This is a genomic window from Kaistia hirudinis, from assembly GCF_014196455.1.
Taxonomy (GTDB): Bacteria; Pseudomonadota; Alphaproteobacteria; order Rhizobiales; family Kaistiaceae; genus Kaistia; species Kaistia hirudinis.
In genome coordinates this window covers 259,793-276,151 of record NZ_JACIDS010000005.1, presented here as the reverse complement: position 1 = coordinate 276,151, position 16,359 = coordinate 259,793, and the positions used below count along the sequence as shown (strand labels likewise).

The following is a 16,359-nucleotide window of genomic DNA, read 5'->3' as shown; positions in this document are numbered from 1 at the left end:
GCAGCCACCAAGAGCCGGCCGATGGAGCGGCCGCAGCAGCCTGGAGGGCGCCATGACCGACAAGATGACCACGACGGCGGGCGCGCCGATCTCCGACAATCAGAATTCGCTGACGGCCGGCGAGCGTGGGCCGGTGCTCATGCAGGATTGGCAGCTCGTCGAGAAGCTGGCGCACCAGAACCGTGAGCGCATCCCCGAGCGCGTCGTGCACGCCAAGGGCTGGGGCGCGCACGGCACGCTGACCATCACCCACGACATCACGCAATACACCAAGGCGAGCGTCTTCGCGCAGGTCGGCAAGAAGATCGAGATGATGGCCCGCTTTTCGACCGTTGCCGGCGAGACCGGCGCGGCCGATGCCGAGCGCGACGTGCGCGGCTTTGCGCTGAAGTTCTATACCGACGAGGGCAATTGGGACCTCGTCGGCAACAACACACCCGTCTTCTTCGTGCGCGACCCGCTGAAGTTCCCCGATTTCATCCACACGCAGAAGCGTCATCCGAAGACCAATCTGCGTTCGCCGACGGCGATGTGGGATTTCTGGTCGCTTTCGCCGGAGAGTCTGCATCAGGTCACGATCCTCTTTTCCGATCGCGGGCTGCCGCAGACCGTCCGCCACATGAACGGCTACGGCTCGCACACCTATTCCTTCATCAACGCAGCCGGCGAGCGCTTCTGGGTCAAGTTCCACTTCAAGACGCTGCAGGGCCACAAGCACTGGACCAATGGAGAGGCGGCGGAGGTCGTGGGGCGCACCCGCGAATCGACGCAGGAGGATCTGTTCGGCGCGATCGAGCGCGGCGAGTTCCCGCGCTGGCGGCTTCAGGTCCAGGTCATGCCCGAGCTCGACGCGGAGAAGACCTGGTACAATCCCTTCGACCTCACCAAGGTGTGGCCGCATGCCGACTATCCGCCGATCGATGTCGGCATCCTCGAGCTGAACCGCAACGCCGACAATTATTTCGCCGAGATCGAGCAGGTCGCCTTTTCGCCGTCGAACATCGTGCCAGGTATCGGCTTTTCGCCCGACAAGATGCTGCAGGCGCGCATCTTTTCCTATGCCGACGCGCATCGCTATCGCCTCGGCACGCATTACGAGGCGCTGCCGGTCAACGCGCCGAAGGTGCCGGTCCACAACTATCACAAGGACGGCGCCATGCGGTTCTTCCCGCCCGGCACCAATCCCGACGCCTATTACGAGCCCAATTCCTTCGGCGGGCCGAAGCAGGACGACAAGTTCCGCGAGCCGCCGCTGAAACTCTCGGGCGACGCGGACCGCTATGATCGCCGCAAGGGCAATGACGACTATCAGCAGCCCGGCGATCTGTTCCGCCTGTTCACGCCGGAGCAGAAGGAGCGGCTCTTCGGCAATCTCGCCGCGGCGATGCAGGGCGTGCCGATCGAGATCGTCAATCGCCAACTCGTGCACTTCTATCGGGCGGATCCGGAATATGGCTTCGGCGTCGCCCGCAAGCTCGGCCTCGCGACGGAAGGCCTCGCCGCCGCGGCGGAGTGACCGAGCCGTCATAACGATGTCTTTCAAAAGGGCTCCGTCCGCAGGGACGGGGCCTTTTTTGTTGGGCGTGACCTGACCGCGATGCTCCATGCTGCGGCGCATATCGTCGATGCGGCAGTTGCGAATGCTTTTCAGAACCATTTTAACTCTTTGAAATCGTTTGACTTCCTCCTCCACGATGCCTATCGACATCGTCATCGGGGAGTAGTCACCGCCTCCGAGCGGGATCGCGTCAACAGGCTTGCGCAGCAGCGCATGGCGCGGTCAGCCGAACGATCGGCCAGACCAGACCGTTGTGCCGGCTCTCCCGCGGACGGAGAGGTTTCCGGGGCGCGGTCTCTCGTCCGTTGGTCATTGTCATGTCTCCCTTTGCCATTCTCGTGCTGGCCTTCAGCATGTCCGTCGATGCCTTTGCCGTCTCCGTCGGCCGTGGCGCGGCGATCGGCCGTCCGCGTGTCGGCGAGGCGCTGCGCACCGGCGCGGTGTTCGGCCTCGTCGAAGCCGCGACGCCGGTGATCGGCTGGGCCGCCGGCCTCGCCGCGAGCCGCTACATCGAGGCCGTCGACCACTGGATCGCGTTCGGGCTGCTCGGCGCCGTCGGCCTTCACATGCTCTATGCCGCCATCTGGAAGCGTCAGGACGAAGCGCCCAAGGGCCGATCCATCGCCGTGCTGCTCGCCACCGCGCTCGGCACCAGCCTCGACGCCATGGCCGTCGGCGTGTCGCTCGCCTTCCTCGACGTGAACATCGTCGTCATCGCCATCGCGATCGGCCTCGCCACGTTCGTCATGTCGTCGGGCGGCATGCTGGTCGGGCGCCTTATCGGCGACCAGTTCGGCCGAGCCGCGGAACTGGTGGCGGGCGCGGCGCTGATCATTCTCGGCGGTGCGATCCTCGTCGAACACCTCGCCGCGGGCTGAGGATTCGTTTCCGTCCGGGGCGCTTCGGGAGCAATTCGTCGCTTCTGCCGCACGCCGAAATGCACTACCACCCGCTTCCATCGAGAGGGGGGTGGCATGCGCATCGACATTTCCGAGCTTTCCGAGGTCTTTCCGGATTTTCGCGTCGCCGTGGTCATCTTCGACGGACTGGCGATCGGAGAAGGGCGAACGCCCGTTCTGTCGGCAGAGATCGCGCGGCGCGAGGCGGATGTCCGGGCGCGCTTTGCCGGCACCGAGCTTTCGGAGATCCCGGGCGTGGCCGCCTGGCGGCGCGCCTACCGCGCCTTCGGGATCAAGAAGACCAGCTACCGCTCCTCGGTCGAGCGCCTCGTCAAGAACATGCTGGCCGATCGCCCGCTCCCGGCGATCAATCCCTTTGTCGACGCCTATAACGCCGTCTCGATCGCGCATGTCCTGCCGATCGGGGCGGATGATCTCGACCGCGTCGCGGGTGATATCGCCTTCCGCTATGCCCGGCCGGGCGACAGCTTCCTCGACATGGCTGGCGGCGAGGAGGGGGAGGGCGGCGCTCCCGCCGAAGATCCGCCCAAGGAGGGCGAGGTGGTCTATGCCGATCACGAGAAGGTGCTCTGCCGGCGCTGGAACTGGCGTCAGGACGCGCGCTCGCTCGTCGGCCCCACGACGCGGCGCGCCGTCGTGACGATCCAGTCGAACGGGGCGGGCAGCGTCGAGACAGCCGCGCAGGATCTCATCGCGCTCGTCGGTGCGTCCTGTGGCGGCAAGGGTCGCTTCGTGACCGCGGACCGGAGGCAGCCGCTGGTCGAGATCGCGATTTAGCGGCGGACACCCTTTACACATATAAAGATATCTTTATATGTTGCTGGCCACGCGAGGGCGCAGTGCCGCGCAGGCTGGATCGACATGAGCGCAAGCCGAGCTTCTCCCACGATAGCGACCGAACCCCTGATCGCCGCGCTCAAGGCGGCGGGCGAGGCGACGCGCTATCGCATCCTGGTTCTGCTGGCGCGGAGCGAGCTGACGGTGAAGGATCTGACCGCGATCCTCGGCCAGTCGCAGCCGCGGATCTCGCGCCATCTCAAGCTGCTCGCCGAGGCCGGGCTGATCGCGCGCTATCCGGAGGGCGCCTGGGTCTATTACCGGATCGCCGAAGGTGGCGCGGCGCGGCGGCTGGTGCAAGACCTGACGGCGCTGGCCGATTTCACCGATCCGACGCTGATCCGCGATCGCGAATGGCTGGCCGCCGTCAAGCGCGAGCACGCCGCGGAGGCGGCGCGCTATTTCACGGCCAACGCCGCCGATTGGGATACGATCCGTTCGCTGCATGTGCCGGACGCGGCGGTGGAGGCGACGATGCTGCGCCTCCTCGGTGGACGGCCGGTCGATCGCCTGCTCGATATCGGCACCGGCACGGGTCGTCTGCTCGAGCTTTTCGCGCCACTCTATCGGCAGGGCGTCGGCATCGATGCCTCGACCGCCATGCTCGCGGTCGCGCGCGCCAATCTCGACAAGGCCGGGGTCCGCCACGCGCAGATCCGGCATGGCGACATCATGAAACTGCCGCTCGCTGCCGGCAGCTTCGATCTCGTGACGATCCATCAGGTGCTGCATTTTCTCGACGATCCCGGCGAGGCGATCGCCGAGGCCGCGCGCGTGCTGCGGCCGGGCGGACGGCTGCTGGTGGTCGATTTCGCGCCGCATGCGCTGGAGTTCCTGCGCGAGCGCCATGCGCATCGCCGGCTCGGCTTCTCGCATGAGGCCATGGCCGGCTGGATCGGCAAGGCGGGGCTCGATCTGGTCGAGACGGCCGATCTCGGCGCGGGCGACAGGACGGAACAATTGACGGTGACGATCTGGCTGGCGCGCGATCCGCGCCTGCTGGTCGCGGAAGAAATCTCGGGGATGGAGACGGCGTGATGACGGAAGCTGGCGGCCGGGCGAGCCGGAACGGCGGCGGAGCGAACGGACTGGGCGTCTCGTTCGAGTTCTTTCCGCCCAAGACGGAGGCGATGGAGCAGACGCTCTGGACGTCGATCGAGCGTCTGGCCCCTCTGAGCCCGTCCTTCGTCTCGGTGACCTATGGCGCGGGCGGCTCGACGCGCGAGCGCACCCACGCGACGCTCGCCCGCATCCTCTCGGAGACCACGCTGAACCCGGCGGCGCATCTGACCTGCGTCGGGGCGACCAGCGCCGAGGTGGATGCGGTGGTCGACGACTATGCCGCGACAGGTGTGCGCCACATCGTGGCGCTGCGCGGCGATCCGGTCGAGGGCATCGGCGCGACCTATCGGCCGCATCCGGGCGGCTACGCCTATTCGGCCGACCTCGTCGCTGCGATCCGTGCGCGTCATCCCGAGGTCGAGGTGTCGGTCTCGGCCTATGTCGAGCGCCATCCCGAGAGCCCCGACTGGTCGACCGAGATCGACAATCTGAAGCGCAAGGTCGATGCCGGCGCGAACCGCGCCATCACCCAGTTCTTCTTCGACAACGACCTCTATTCGGCCTTCCTGGACCGTGTCGCGGCGGCGGGCCTCTCCATCCCGATCGTGCCGGGCATCGTTCCGGTGCTGAACTTCACCCAGACGGCGAAGTTCGCGCAGAAGGCCGGCGCCAGCGTGCCGCCCTGGTTCGCCGCCCGCTTCGAGGGGCTGGAGGACGATCCGTCGACGCGCCAGCTCGTCGCGGCGGCAGTCTGCGCCGAGCAGGTGCTCGATCTCGTCGACCGCGGCGTGACGGATTTCCATTTCTACACCATGAACCGCGCCGATCTCGTCTATGCGATCTGTCACCTGCTGGGCATGCGGTCCGCGAAGCCCGCGCCCGCATCCGGGGAGGCCGTGGCGGCGTAGGAAAGCTGGAATTCGGGTCAGAATGACCTTATATCTGGTCATCCTGATCTGAACTGGAGGCGGCGATGGCGGATTGGCAAGTCCAAGAGGCGAAGGCGAAGTTCAGCGAGCTGGTCGAGCGCGCCATCCATGAGGGGCCGCAGACGATCACCCGCCACGGCAAGCCGCGCGCGGTCGTCCTGTCGATGGAAGAATACCGTGCGATGGCGGCGGGAAGCACAGCGCCGGAAGCCGGTAAGCCGCGCATAAGCTTCAAGGAGTTTCTGCTGAGCGGGCCGAAATTCGATGACGACGTCGAGTTCGATTTCGAGCGGATCAAGGACTATCCGCGAGACATAGACTTTGACTAGCCGTCAGGTCCTGCTCGATACCAATGTCGTGTCGGAACGCTGGCGTAAGCGTCCCGATGCGGCCGTTGCAGAATTTCTTGGTCGTCTGCCGATGTCGGCGGTCCATGTCAGTGTCCTGACGATCGGCGAGATGCGCCGGGGCGCGGAACTGAAGCGGCGAACGGATGTCGTGGCGGCAGAGCGGCTGACGCAGTGGTTGTCGGAGATCGAGCGGGAATTCGATGAGCGGATCCTACCCGTCGATGCCGCCACGGCCGATCTCTGGGGGCGCCTCTCTGCGCAGAGGCCCCGGCCGATCGTCGATACGCTGATCGCCGCGACGGCGATCGTACATGGGATGACGCTGGTGACCCGCAATATCGACGATGTGCGCGACACCGGTGCCCGGCTGGTCAATCCCTGGACCGGCGAGGAGGTCTGATGATGCAAACCGTTCACGAGCGAGCCGAGGCTTTGAAGCGTCTCGCGGCGACGCGCATCCTGGTGCTCGACGGCGCGATGGGCACGATGATCCAGCGGCTGAAGCTGACCGAGGCGGATTTCCGCGGCGAGCGCTTCAAGGACTGGCCGCGGGACCTGAAGGGCAATAACGACCTCCTGATCCTCACGAAGCCGGACGCTGTCGAGGCGATCCACCGTGAGTATTTCGAGGCCGGCGCCGATATCGTCGAGACCAACACCTTCTCCTCGACGACGATCGCCCAGGCCGATTACGGCATGGAGGCGCTCGCCTATGAGCTGAACTATGAAGGCGCCCGCATCGCGCGGCGTGCGGCCGACAAGGTCGCGGCCGAGACGGGGCGTCCGCGCTTCGTCGCCGGCGCGATCGGCCCGACCAATCGCACCGCCTCGATCTCGCCGGACGTCAACAATCCCGGCTTCCGTGCCATCACCTTCGACGAGTTGCGCACCGCCTATGCCGAGGCGACGCGCGGGCTGATCGATGGCGGCGCCGATGCGATCTTGATCGAGACGATCTTCGACACGCTGAACGCCAAGGCGGCGGTCGCCGCCGTCGAGGACGTGTTCGAGGAGAAAGGCGTCGAACTGCCGGTCATGATTTCGGGAACGATCACGGATCTTTCGGGCCGCACGCTCTCCGGCCAGACGCCGACGGCGTTCTGGTATTCGCTCCGCCATGCGAAGCCGTTCTCGATCGGCCTCAACTGCGCGCTCGGCGCGAAGGAGATGCGCGGCCATATCGACGAGATCGGCCGCGTCGCCGACACGCTGGTCTGCGCCTATCCCAATGCCGGCCTGCCGAACGAGTTCGGCGAATATGACGAGAGCCCGGCGGCGATGGCGAAACTGGTCGGCGAATTCGCGCAGTCCGGCCTCGTCAACATTGTCGGCGGCTGCTGCGGCACGACGCCGGACCATATCCACGCCATCGCCGAAGCGGTGAAGGGCGTCGCGCCCCGCGCCGTCCCGAAGATCGAACCGCGGCTGCGCCTTTCGGGGCTGGAGCCGTTCGTGGGCGCGGCGTAGAAGCCGAGCCCATCCAACCCGCCACGCAACAGCCTGTCCCGATCGGATCGTTGATGACGACCCCCACCGCATCCTTCGTCAATATCGGCGAGCGCACCAATGTCACGGGCTCGGCCAAGTTCCGCAAGCTGATCACGGCCGGCGATTATGGCGCCGCGCTCGACGTGGCGCGCGAGCAGGTGGCGAACGGGGCGCAGATCCTCGACGTCAACATGGATGAGGGCCTGCTCGATTCCGAGAAGGCAATGGTCACCTTCCTGAACCTGCTCGCCGCCGAGCCGGACATCGCGCGCGTGCCGATCATGATCGACTCGTCGAAATGGTCGGTGATCGAGGCCGGCCTCAAATGCGTGCAGGGCAAGCCGATCGTCAATTCGATCTCGATGAAGGAAGGCGAGGGGCCGTTCCGCGAGCAGGCCAGGAAGCTGCGCCGCTACGGCGCGGCCGTCGTCGTGATGGCCTTCGACGAGAAGGGGCAGGCGGATACGTTCCAGCGCAAGACGGAGATCTGTGCGCGGGCCTACCGCATCCTCGTCGACGAGATCGGCTATCCGGCCGAGGACATCATCTTCGATCCGAACGTCTTCGCGGTCGCGACGGGCATCGAGGAACACAATAATTACGGCGTCGATTTCATCGAAGCGACGCGCTGGATCCGCTCGAACCTGCCGCATGCCCATGTCTCGGGCGGCGTGTCGAACCTTTCCTTCTCGTTCCGCGGCAATGAGACGGTGCGCGCCGCGATGCACTCCGTCTTCCTCTATCATGCGATCGCCGTCGGCATGGACATGGGCATCGTCAATGCCGGCGCGCTGCCGGTCTATGACGATATCGAGCCTGAGCTGCGCGAGCTCTGCGAGGACGTGGTCCTGAACCGCCGTCCCGACGCGACCGAGCGGCTGCTCGAGGCGGCGTCGAAGTTCAAGGGCGACGGCGGACAGAAGAAGGAGGCCGATCTCGCTTGGCGCGAATGGCCGGTCGACAAGCGGCTGGAGCATGCGCTCGTCGCCGGCATCACCGATTTCATCGAGATCGACACGGAGGAGGCGCGCGCCCGCTCGACGCGCCCGCTCGACGTGATCGAGGGCCCGCTGATGGCCGGCATGAATGTCGTCGGCGACCTCTTCGGCGCCGGCAAGATGTTCCTGCCGCAGGTGGTGAAGTCGGCCCGCGTGATGAAGCAGGCGGTCGCCTATCTGATGCCGTTCATGGAGGCGGAGAAGGCGCGGCTCGGCGATGCCGGCACGTCCTCGGCCGGCAAGATCCTGCTCGCCACCGTCAAGGGCGACGTGCACGACATCGGCAAGAACATCGTCGGCGTCGTGCTCCAGTGCAACAATTTCGAGGTGATCGATCTCGGCGTCATGGTGCCGGCGACGAAGATCCTCGCCGTGGCGCGCGAGCAGAAAGTCGATGTGATCGGCCTTTCCGGCCTGATCACGCCCTCGCTGGACGAGATGTGCCATGTCGCTGCCGAAATGGAGCGCGAGGGCTTCGACGTGCCGCTGCTGATCGGCGGCGCGACGACGTCGAAGGTGCACACGGCCGTCAAGATCCATCCGAACTATGCGCGCGGCCAGGCGGTGTATGTGCTGGATGCGAGCCGCGCGGTCGGCGTCGCCTCGAGCCTGCTCGGCCGCGACAAGGGCGCCTATGTCGCCGAGGTGCAGGCCGACTATGTCCGCATCGCCGAGGCGCATGCGCGCGGGCAGGAGGCGAAGAGGCGCCTGTCGCTCGCCGATGCGCGCGCCGACGCGCTGAAGCTCGACTGGTCCGCTTACCGACCCACGCAGCCGAGCTTCCTCGGCACGCGCCTTTTCGCCGATTATCCGATCGCCGAGCTCGTCCCCTATATCGATTGGACACCGTTCTTCGCGACTTGGGAGATCAAGGGCACCTATCCGATCCTCTTCGAGGACGAGAAGGTGGGCGCGGCGGCGCGGGCTTTGTTCAATGACGCGCAGTCGATGCTGGCGAAGATGGTCGAGGAGCGCTGGCTGACGGCCAATGGCGTCGTCGGCTTCTGGCGTGCCAATGCGGTCGGCGACGACATCGCGCTCTATGCCGACGATACGCGAACGGGCGAGATCGCCCGGCTCCATACGCTGCGCCAGCAGATCGCCCGCTCGACAGAGAAGCGGCGCCACGTGGCGCTCTCCGATTTCGTCGCGCCGCGCGACAGCGGCGTCGCCGACTATGTCGGCGGCTTCGCCGTGACCACCGGCATTGGCGAGGAGGTCATCGCCGAGCGTTTCAACCGCGCCAATGACGATTATTCGAAGATCCTGTCGCAGGCGCTGGCCGACCGGCTCGCCGAGGCCTTCGCCGAGCGGCTGCATCAGCGGGTGCGACGCGAGCTCTGGGGCTATGCGGCCGACGAGACGCTGTCGAACGCGGATCTGATCCGAGAGACCTATGCCGGCATCCGTCCGGCGCCCGGCTATCCGGCGCAGCCCGACCATACCGAGAAGCGGACGCTGTTCGACCTCCTCGATGCCGAACGGGCGGCGGGAATCCAGCTGACCGAGAGCTACGCCATGTGGCCGGGCTCGTCGGTTTCCGGCCTCTATATCGGCCATCCCGAGAGCTTCTATTTCGGCGTCGGCAAGATCGAGGCCGATCAGGCGGCGGACTATGCCGCGCGCAAGGGTTGGACGCTGGCAGAGGCCGAGCGCTGGCTGGCGCCCGTGCTCAATTATGATCCGCTGCGGGCCGTGGCCGCCGAATAGGACGGCTCAAGCCTTGCCGAAGAGCGCGTCGGAGAACGGCTCCGGCGGCAGCTGGCCGGTGCGCTCGAAGTATTTCTGCAGGACCAGCAACGCTGCGAGCCGCTCGTGGCGCGGATTGGCGTAGTGCGCCGCATGGGCGTTGGCCGCGGCGATGATCGCGCGCGCCTCGTCCTCGTTGCGGTCGAAATAGGCGATCTTCTCCTCGAGATCCTCGAAATCGGGCCTGAGCTCGACATAGTGGATGCCCGGCTGGAGCGTGCCCTCCATGAACCAGGTCTCGAAGATCGGCCGCGGCATCAGGCAGAGCGATTGCGAGGCGAGGATCCATTTGAGGTTCGTCGCGACCTCGTTGCCCTCGACCGAGATCACATAGCGGTGCTGCATCTGCTGGTGCGGCGTCAGGAACGGCTTCGCGGGAAGCTGATCGACGGCGTGCACATAGCCGATGTCGTGGCGCGGATGGTCGTGGAATTTCTCGACGAGGCGGCGCCGCATGCCCGAATGCCCGGGGCTCGCCCCGCGCCAGACGGCGGTCTTCGGCTTGTCGGCGAAAGCGAGACGATCGGGAAAGCGCGCGAAATGCCGGAGCGCGTCGAGCTTCATCACGACGGAATTGGTGTTCTCGCCCGCGATCGGGCGGCTCTTCACGATGGCCGGGCGTTCCGGAACGAAGGTTATGTCGCCGAAGGCATAGTCGAGCAGCAGGTCGGGGGCGAAGGCCTTCGCATATTGCTTCAGGTCGTAATAATAGAAGCTGCCATCCTTCAGCGCGATCTCGGCGTTCCGCCGCGCGCCGGCGACGGACGCATCCGCGCCGAGCTTGTTGCAGTAGTTGACCCGCGCGACGATATGGGCCGGGACGTCGGCCGGCCGCAGATGCGCGAAGAGGCTGCGGCGGCGGGCGGCGAAGAGCGCATGCGGGATCGCATCGCGGATCACGCCGCGGAGATAGAAATCGACGCGCCGCAGCTTGCGCTCCAGATCGAATATCCGATTGCCGCTGCCCATCTCCAAACCGTCCCTTGAAGCCCGATCCCGACTCCGCCGCGGCACCATTGGACGCGCGGCCCGGTCGTCATAGGGCAGGGCGGGGCCGAGAACCACCGGATTGTTGATGCTGCGACGTTCGGGGCGGCTGGCCTGGGTCGGCGAAATGGGCTAGGCACAGCGCGCTCCCGCCCGACGAGGCTTCCCCATGCCGGCCGACAGAATGAGAGGCATCTTCACCCGTGACGGATTCCGCCGCGGCTTCATGGAAGGCATGGCGCTGCTGCCGGGCATGATCGGCTTCGGCGTCGTCTTCGGCGTGCTGGCCGGCTCGGTCGGCTTCACCGTGCTCGGCGCGAGCGCCATGAGCGTGTTCGTCTTCGCCGGCACGGCACAGCTTCTGGCGCTGCATTCCTGGGGCGGCAGCGGCACGCTGCTCGCCGCCGTCGTCGCGGTCGTCGCGATGAACTCGCGCTACATCCTTTTCGGCGCCGCGCTGCAGCCCTGGATGCGCGGCGCGCCGCCGCTGCTCTCCTATGCCTCGCTGTTCCTGCTAGTCGATCCCAACTGGGCGGTGGCGATGCGCGAGCGCGACATGGGGCGCCGCGATATCGCGGTCTTCGTCGGCATGGGCGTCGCCAGCATGATCTGCTGGCTGCTCGGGACGATCGCCGGCTCGGCCTTCGGCCAGCTGCTCGGCGATACCCGCCGGTTCGGCCTCGATTTCTTCCTGCCGGCCTTCTTCCTGTCGCTCGCCTGCGATTTCTGGAAGGGCCGGGACGATGTCATGCCCTTCGTCGCCGGCGGGCTCGTCGCGGTCATGTTCGATCGCTATGTCGGCGGGTCCTGGCATGTGCTCGGCGGCGGCGTTGCAGGGAGCCTCGCCGGCGCCTTCTGGCCGAGGCGGCGCGCGGCATGAGCATCGATCCGAACACCACGGCCGGCTTCGCGCTCATCGTCGCGGCGATGGCGGTCGCGGCCTATCTGACGCGGATCGCCGGCTTCTTCCTGATGAGCTTCGTGTCCGTGACGCCGCGCGTCGAGGCGTGGTTGAAGGCGCTGCCGCTGGCCATCATGGGCTCGATCCTGGCGCCGATCGCGCTGCATGGCGGGCCGGCCGAATATGCCGGCTTCGCCGCGACGGTGGCGGTCTTCCTGTGGCGGCGGAACGATATTCTCGCGGCTGTCGCCGGCATGGCCGCCGTGGCGGCCATGCGCGCCGCGCTCGGGGGCTGAGGCCGGCGGGTCTCGCCGGCCGGGCCGTCATGCGGCCGTCAGAGCAGGCCCACGACGATCGCTGCGACGAAAATGAACGCCGCACTGACGACGACGAATTGGAAGGGTCGAGCGAGGCTCATATCTGGGTCTCCCATTGCTCTTCCACGTCACGATGCTGACACAATGATGAACGGGAAACCGCCCCGCGACAAGAGCGAAGGATCGGCACTCCGGCCATCCCTGAGTTAATCGTTTCGCAATTCGAAGGTTCCTGGGAATGATCTCCCCCGGACGGCCCGCCATGGCGGGTGCCAGGAGACGAAACGTCCCGGGCCGATGGTGACCGATTCACTAATGCCGATGCTTGTACGTCGCGCATCGCTCAATCGTTTTTTATCGGTTGGGTGACATCCTCCGCCTCGTCTCAACGGCGTGTAACGAGGTGCCATGTTCGACCAACTGACCCGGCTGGCACAGGACCGCTCTCCGCTCGGCCGCGCCGAGTTGCTTGCGACGATCACGGATCTGTTCGCGAGTGCAGGGCACTGCGTCGATGGCGGCATCGCCGCCCTTTATGGCGATATCGTCCGTCGCCTGCTGCCGACCATTCCCTATCACGAGCAGTCGGAATTCGCGGCGCGCCTCGCCGAGCTGCCGACCGCGCCGCATGACGTGGTCATGGGCCTTGCCCGCGACGAGATCGCGCTGGCCGAGCCGGTGCTGCGCTATTCGCCCGTGCTCGCGGAAGAAGATCTCGTGATGCTCGCCCGCGAGCTGCCGCGCGAGCATCTCTTCTGCCTCGCCTCGCGCCAGCCGCTCGGCGAGGCGGTCACGGATATTCTGGTGGCGCGGGGCGACTCGCTGCTGTCGCGCGTCGTCACCTCGAATGCCCAGGCGCGCCTTTCCGCGGCCGGGCTCGCACGGCTGGTCAGCGACGCCTCGGCGGATGCCGCGCTCGGCGAGACGCTCGCCCGCCGCTGCCGCGACGAGGGCGACACGCATAACGTCGTCCCCTTCCGCCAGCGCGCCGAGGGCGAAGGCCGGCAGGGCGGGGCGCCCGAAGGCGGCGGCGTCGTGCTGCAATTCGTCGACCGTCAGGGGCCGGCCCCCAACTCGGCGCTGGCGAGCGTCATCGACGCGGTCGCCGCCGACAAGCGCATGCTCGAAGTCGCGATGCTGCTCGCCGGTCATGCCGGATTGCCGGTGGAACTGGTCAGCCGCCTGATCGCGCGAACCGATCCGACGCTGCTCGCCGTGCTGTGCAAGGCCGCGGGCGTCTCGGGCGAGACCTTCCAGCGCCTCGTCGCCATCCGCGCCGAGCGTTGCGGCCGTCCGCAGACGCAGAATGCCGAACTGGCGCGGCTCTATGAGCGCCTCTCGGCTTCGGAAGCGCTGCGCGCGCTCGATATGGTGCGCGACCGCCATGTCGGAGGCGCGCGGCCGGCCTGAGCGACGGCTCTTCGGTACCCGGAGGTCAGGGAGCTCCGCGCCTTGGGGCGCGGAGTTATGCTTTGCGATATGCCGGAACCGAAGGCTTCAGGTGATCGAGCCGACCACGCCCTCGACCAGATAATCGGTACCCCACAGGCCCGGATCGTAGAGCTCGATCGTCTTCTCGCTGACGAGCTTGCCGGTGTTCGACTTGATCGGGCCGATGAAGAACGGCTTGCCGGCCTTTAGCTCCTCGATCGCGGCGAGCGCGGCCGCCTGGGCCTCCGGCGTCGCGCCGGCGCCGAAGGGCGTGCTCTGGACCATGTTCTTGTCATAGCCGCCATAATTCTCGTTCGGCAGCTTCTCGCCCTTGGCGAGCAGGTCGGCATAGGCGGTGTAGACGGTGCCCCATTTCAGCTCGGCGCCGGTGATGAAGCCCTTTGGCGCGAGGCTGGACTGGTCGGCATTGTGGCCGCAGCTCTTGATGCCGCGCTTCTCGGCCGTCTCGACGATGACCTTCGGGCTGTCGACATGGCAGGCGAGGATATCGCAGCCGGCATCGGCGAGCGCATTCGCCGCTTCCGCCTCGCGCACCGGCAGCGACCATTCGCCGGTGATGATCAGCCGAACCTCGGCATTCGGGTTGACCTTGCGCACGCCGGTGGTGAAGGCGTTGACGTTGCGCAGCACCAGCGCGATCGGCTTGGCGGCGATGAAGCCGATCTTGTTCGACTTGGTCGAGAGGCCGGCGGCGATGCCGTTCACATAATGCGCTTGGTCTAGATAGCAGAAATAGCCGCCGAGATTCATCGGATGCTTCTTCGGATCCCAGAGCGAGGTCGGATGACGAAACTCGACATCGGGATATTTCTTCGCCGCCTCGATCATGAAGGGGTCGAAATAGCCGAACGAGGTCGGGAACAGCAGCTTGGCGCCGTCGAGCTCGATCATGGATTCCATGGTCTTGGAGACGGCCGAGGTCTCGGGGACGTTCTCCTCCTCGACCACGGTGACGCCGGGGATCGCCTTCAGCGCCTGCGCGCCGACCGCATGGGCCTGGTTCCAGCCGAAATCGTCACGCGGCCCGACATAGATGATGCCGATCGTGAGGCCGTCGGCGGCGCGGGCGCGGAGCGGCAGCCCGGTCGTGGCGGCGATGGCACCGAAGGCGGCGCCCTTGATGAGTGATCGTCTCGAAATTCCGTTCATGCTCATTCCCTCTCGTTCTTGTTGAAGGCATGCGCGATCGTTTCCGCCGGCGAGGGGCGGGGAGGCGCCCTTCACGAGGTGGGGGATCGCACCGAACGGACGGACCGGATAAGGCCGTCAGGTCGTCTGGAGTTCGTCCTGCCGCGCCCGCCATTCGGCGGCGCTCATGGTCGGCAGGTCGAAAAGGTCCCGCGTATAGGCGTAGCCATGCCCGCCCATGCGGCCGATCGCGTCGATCCGGTCGGGATCGACATGGTGGCGCGCATCGACCGCATCGTCGCGCACATGGATGCCGACGATCCGCCCGAGAATGATCTCGCGGGCCCGGCCCACCTCGATCGTCGTGTGGCGATGGCACTCGAACGCCGCCGGCGCCTCGGCAATGCGCGGCGCGGCGATGTGAACGCCCGGCAGCGCGGTCAGGCCGGCCTCGGCCAGTTCGTCGATCTCCGGGGCGAACGGCACGGCGCAGACATTCATCGCGTCCAGAATCTCGGCCGAGACGATGTTGACCGTGAAGACCTCGGTCATGCGGATGTTGCGCGCCGTATCCTTGAACGACATGTCGGCATGGTTCTCGACGCCGAGCGCCAGGATCGGCGGGTCATCCGAGAGGACGTTGAAGAAGGAGAACGGCGCCGCATTGACGCGTCCCGTCTCGCTCACCGTCGTGACCAGCGCGATCGGGCGCGGGATCACCGTGCCGATCAGCAGCTTGTAGCAATCGCGCCGCGTGAGCGACGCCGGATCGAAGAAGCGATGCGCGACGCTCATGACGCCTCCTTGCCGGCGCGGCGCCGGGCGGGGAGGGGAACGACGCCGGCGGCCGGCTTCTGCGGCAGATAGCGGCCGATGATGGCGCCGAGATCCGGCTCGTCGCCGCCCTCGGCGATGAGCGCGCGCTGCTCGACCAGCGCGACGTGATGATCCATGACATGCACCGCCCGCGCGACATCGCCGGACCGCAGCGCGGCGATGACGTCGCGGTGCTCGTTCATGCCGCATTCGGAAGAATGGGGCCGGCCATAGAGGGCGAGGATCAGCGAGCAGCGCGAGACGACCTCGGAGACGTAGCGCAGCAGCAGCGGATTGCCGGTCATCGCGGCGAGGCGGATGTGGAATTCGCCGGCAAGGCGGATCGAGAGCGCCTTGTCCTGACGCTTGGCGGCCTCCTCCTCGTCGCGGACATGGCCTTCCAGATCGGCGCCGAATTCGGGCTTCCAGCGCTCGACCAGCAGGCGGATGGCCTCGCGCTCAAGGCAGCGGCGCACCTCGAAGATGGCGCGTGCCTCCTCAAGGCTCGGCCGGGCGACGGTCGCGGTGCGCTTCGCCTTCATCTCGACGAGCCCGTCACCGGCCAGCTTCTGCAGCGCAGCGCGGACAACGGTCCGGCTCACGCCGAAATGCGCGCCGATCTCGTCCTCCAGCAGCTTGGCGCCGGGCGCCAGCGCCTGCTCGATCACGGCGCGGCGCAGCACCGTGTAGACGAGATCGCTGCGGGTGGAGGGCTTGGCCATATCGGTCCTTCGACGTGTTACGTCACCGATGGCATTTCTAGTATACGTGATTTCAGCCAACAAGTATGCGTGATGCACAAAGAAGCCGCAGCGCTGCCTAGCGTTTGAGCGCGTCAAGTGCAGGAAATCTGCGATATTGCGCGAC

At 66.6% G+C, this 16,359-nt stretch carries 14 protein-coding genes, 1 pseudogene and 1 riboswitch; of the genes and pseudogenes, 11 read left to right on the top strand and 4 right to left on the bottom strand.

The features are described 5' to 3' along the window. The first annotated feature begins 52 nt into the window (after positions 1 to 52). The 8 genes and pseudogenes from GGR25_RS19880 to metH all read left to right on the top strand — a co-directional run bounded on the left by GGR25_RS19880 (position 53) and on the right by metH (position 9,852). Positions 53 to 1,516, top strand: a complete 1,464-nt coding sequence (locus GGR25_RS19880) for a catalase (RefSeq protein WP_183400606.1) — start codon at positions 53 to 55, stop codon at positions 1,514 to 1,516. A 181-nt stretch (positions 1,517 to 1,697) separates the two neighbouring features. After that, a riboswitch (yybP-ykoY riboswitch) is annotated at positions 1,698 to 1,880 on the top strand. After that, a complete protein-coding gene (locus tag GGR25_RS19875) occupies positions 1,876 to 2,436 on the top strand; it encodes a manganese efflux pump MntP (protein ID WP_183400605.1) in 561 nt (186 codons plus the stop codon). (Overlaps the previous riboswitch by 5 nt.) 96 nt (positions 2,437 to 2,532) lie before the next feature. Further along, on the top strand, positions 2,533 to 3,255 hold the full coding sequence (locus GGR25_RS19870; RefSeq protein ID WP_183400604.1) for a B3/B4 domain-containing protein: 723 nt from the start codon (positions 2,533 to 2,535) through the stop codon (positions 3,253 to 3,255). A gap of 84 nt (positions 3,256 to 3,339) precedes the next feature. Continuing rightward, positions 3,340 to 4,353, top strand: coding sequence for an ArsR/SmtB family transcription factor (locus tag GGR25_RS19865; RefSeq protein WP_183400603.1), 1,014 nt, complete (start codon positions 3,340 to 3,342; stop codon positions 4,351 to 4,353). Beyond that, entirely contained in the window at positions 4,353 to 5,285 is a 933-nt protein-coding gene (gene metF / locus GGR25_RS19860) for a methylenetetrahydrofolate reductase [NAD(P)H] (RefSeq protein WP_183400602.1), read from the top strand. Before GGR25_RS19865 ends, metF begins: the two co-directional genes overlap by 1 nt. Positions 5,286 to 5,350: 65 nt before the next feature. Next, positions 5,351 to 5,635 (top strand): type II toxin-antitoxin system Phd/YefM family antitoxin, encoded by a 285-nt coding sequence (locus tag GGR25_RS19855; RefSeq protein WP_183400601.1) that lies wholly within the window; start codon positions 5,351 to 5,353, stop codon positions 5,633 to 5,635. Beyond that, a complete protein-coding gene (locus GGR25_RS19850; protein WP_246410065.1) occupies positions 5,628 to 6,056 on the top strand; it encodes a type II toxin-antitoxin system VapC family toxin in 429 nt (142 codons plus the stop codon). The genes GGR25_RS19855 and GGR25_RS19850 overlap by 8 nt, the downstream gene beginning before the upstream one ends. After that, positions 6,056 to 9,852, top strand: a pseudogene (metH, locus tag GGR25_RS19845) (methionine synthase). The gene GGR25_RS19850 and the pseudogene metH overlap by 1 nt, the downstream one beginning before the upstream one ends. 6 nt (positions 9,853 to 9,858) lie before the next feature. Here metH and GGR25_RS19840 read toward each other — a convergent pair. Then, positions 9,859 to 10,860, bottom strand: a complete 1,002-nt coding sequence (locus GGR25_RS19840; protein ID WP_183400600.1) for a glycosyl transferase family 90 — start codon at positions 10,858 to 10,860, stop codon at positions 9,859 to 9,861. Positions 10,861 to 11,047: 187 nt separating this feature from the next. Here GGR25_RS19840 and GGR25_RS19835 point away from each other — a divergent pair, with 187 nt between their 5' ends. The 3 genes from GGR25_RS19835 to GGR25_RS19825 all read left to right on the top strand — a co-directional run bounded on the left by GGR25_RS19835 (position 11,048) and on the right by GGR25_RS19825 (position 13,506). Further along, on the top strand, positions 11,048 to 11,758 hold the full coding sequence (locus GGR25_RS19835; protein ID WP_183400599.1) for an AzlC family ABC transporter permease: 711 nt from the start codon (positions 11,048 to 11,050) through the stop codon (positions 11,756 to 11,758). Then, positions 11,755 to 12,075, top strand: a complete 321-nt coding sequence (locus GGR25_RS19830) for an AzlD family protein (protein WP_183400598.1) — start codon at positions 11,755 to 11,757, stop codon at positions 12,073 to 12,075. Before GGR25_RS19835 ends, GGR25_RS19830 begins: the two co-directional genes overlap by 4 nt. Positions 12,076 to 12,504: 429 nt before the next feature. After that, positions 12,505 to 13,506 carry a DUF2336 domain-containing protein gene (locus GGR25_RS19825; RefSeq protein WP_183400597.1) on the top strand — a complete coding sequence of 334 codons (1,002 nt, stop codon included), beginning with the start codon at positions 12,505 to 12,507 and terminating at the stop codon, positions 13,504 to 13,506. A gap of 87 nt (positions 13,507 to 13,593) precedes the next feature. Here GGR25_RS19825 and GGR25_RS19820 read toward each other — a convergent pair whose 3' ends face one another. From GGR25_RS19820 to GGR25_RS19810, 3 genes are all read right to left on the bottom strand, one after another. After that, complete coding sequence (locus GGR25_RS19820; protein ID WP_183400596.1) at positions 13,594 to 14,703, bottom strand: BMP family ABC transporter substrate-binding protein; 1,110 nt, start codon at positions 14,701 to 14,703, stop codon at positions 13,594 to 13,596. Between the two features lie 111 nt (positions 14,704 to 14,814). Further along, positions 14,815 to 15,471 (bottom strand): flavin reductase family protein, encoded by a 657-nt coding sequence (locus GGR25_RS19815; protein WP_183400595.1) that lies wholly within the window; start codon positions 15,469 to 15,471, stop codon positions 14,815 to 14,817. After that, positions 15,468 to 16,214, bottom strand: a complete 747-nt coding sequence (locus GGR25_RS19810) for a GntR family transcriptional regulator (RefSeq protein ID WP_183400594.1) — start codon at positions 16,212 to 16,214, stop codon at positions 15,468 to 15,470. The genes GGR25_RS19815 and GGR25_RS19810 overlap by 4 nt, the downstream gene beginning before the upstream one ends. Positions 16,215 to 16,359: the final 145 nt, after the last annotated feature.

Bases quoted from the DNA above. Each gene is read 5' to 3' on its own strand.
- GGR25_RS19880 (WP_183400606.1), top strand. From the start codon at position 53: ATGACCGACAAGATGACCACGACGGCGGGCGCGCCGATCTCCGACAAT.
- GGR25_RS19875 (WP_183400605.1), top strand. From the start codon at position 1,876: ATGTCTCCCTTTGCCATTCTCGTGCTGGCCTTCAGCATGTCCGTCGAT.
- GGR25_RS19870 (WP_183400604.1), top strand. From the start codon at position 2,533: ATGCGCATCGACATTTCCGAGCTTTCCGAGGTCTTTCCGGATTTTCGC.
- GGR25_RS19865 (WP_183400603.1), top strand. From the start codon at position 3,340: ATGAGCGCAAGCCGAGCTTCTCCCACGATAGCGACCGAACCCCTGATC.
- metF (WP_183400602.1), top strand. From the start codon at position 4,353: ATGACGGAAGCTGGCGGCCGGGCGAGCCGGAACGGCGGCGGAGCGAAC.
- GGR25_RS19855 (WP_183400601.1), top strand. From the start codon at position 5,351: ATGGCGGATTGGCAAGTCCAAGAGGCGAAGGCGAAGTTCAGCGAGCTG.
- GGR25_RS19840 (WP_183400600.1), bottom strand. From the start codon at position 10,860: ATGGGCAGCGGCAATCGGATATTCGATCTGGAGCGCAAGCTGCGGCGC.
- GGR25_RS19835 (WP_183400599.1), top strand. From the start codon at position 11,048: ATGCCGGCCGACAGAATGAGAGGCATCTTCACCCGTGACGGATTCCGC.
- GGR25_RS19830 (WP_183400598.1), top strand. From the start codon at position 11,755: ATGAGCATCGATCCGAACACCACGGCCGGCTTCGCGCTCATCGTCGCG.
- GGR25_RS19825 (WP_183400597.1), top strand. From the start codon at position 12,505: ATGTTCGACCAACTGACCCGGCTGGCACAGGACCGCTCTCCGCTCGGC.
- GGR25_RS19820 (WP_183400596.1), bottom strand. From the start codon at position 14,703: ATGAGCATGAACGGAATTTCGAGACGATCACTCATCAAGGGCGCCGCC.
- GGR25_RS19815 (WP_183400595.1), bottom strand. From the start codon at position 15,471: ATGAGCGTCGCGCATCGCTTCTTCGATCCGGCGTCGCTCACGCGGCGC.
- GGR25_RS19810 (WP_183400594.1), bottom strand. From the start codon at position 16,214: ATGGCCAAGCCCTCCACCCGCAGCGATCTCGTCTACACGGTGCTGCGC.